1 protein-coding gene and 1 pseudogene are annotated in these 896 nt (G+C 68.1%); both read left to right on the forward strand.

Translation table 11 applies throughout. The annotated features are described in order from the left end of the window. Positions 1-25: 25 nt before the first annotated feature. Positions 26-121 (forward strand): annotated as a pseudogene (locus CCN37_RS41930) (hypothetical protein); the annotation flags it as partial. Positions 122-342: 221 nt separating this feature from the next. After that, on the forward strand, positions 343-600 hold the full coding sequence (locus tag CCN37_RS41935; RefSeq protein ID WP_246843556.1) for a sensor histidine kinase KdpD: 258 nt from the start codon (positions 343-345) through the stop codon (positions 598-600). Positions 601-896: the final 296 nt, after the last annotated feature.

An 896-nucleotide genomic window follows, 5' to 3' on the forward strand; every position in this document is an offset into this window, starting at 1 on the left:
CGAGCTGCGCACGCCGTTGACGAGCATGCGAACGAACGTGGACCTGTTGGTGCGCAGCGAGAAGACGGGCAGGCCGATCCCGGACGAGCAGCGCCGCGCGTTGCTCGCCAGCTTGCAGGACCAGGCCAGGGAACTGGGCGACCTGGTCGGAGAACTCGTTGTGCTGGCACGGGATGAGCACGAGACCGAGCGCGTTCCGGTGTCCATGGGAGCCGTCGTCGACCGCGCGGTGGAGCGCGCGCGAGCCAGGGCGCAGGGCCACGTTTTCGACGTGCACAGCCAACCCTGGACCGTCGTTGGCGATCCGGGGGNNCGGTCAAGTTCTCGCCCCCGGGCTCGACCGTGCGCGTCCGTTCGGCCGAAGGCGACATCACCGTCTCGGACGCTGGACCTGGGATCGCCGCGGACGAGAGAGCCATGGTGTTCCAACGGTTCTGGCGTTCGGAGTCCGCGCGCAGCCTCCCCGGCTCCGGCCTCGGACTGGCGATCGTGGCGCAGACCGCGGCGGCGCACGGCGGCTCGGTGGAGTTCGTCGAACCAATCGATGGCATCGGTGCTACCGTGCGCTTTCGCCTTCCAGTGGTGCGAACTGATCTCTAGAGTTTCGGCACCTTGGTCTGCCCCTTGGTGCAACTCCGCTGAGTAGAAACCCCCTTATCCGGCAACGGGTTCCCGAGCAGCTTGGGAGGTGGAGTGAGGGGCACTCCACAGAAGGGGTCCTGCTATGCGAGTCGAACTCGAAGTCTTCTCCGGACGGGCGAACCCGGTGTGGCACTTGGACGACGGCCAGGTGAGGGAGGCGCTGGACCGGTTCTCCGGCCGCGCCCTCGCCGAACCGGACGAGCTGCCCGACCAGCTCGGCTTCCGCGGCCTGGTGCTGTCGTCGGACTCCGACG

The sequence above is a fragment of the Allokutzneria sp. NRRL B-24872 genome (assembly GCF_002155965.1).
GTDB lineage: Bacteria > Actinomycetota > Actinomycetes > Mycobacteriales > Pseudonocardiaceae > Allokutzneria.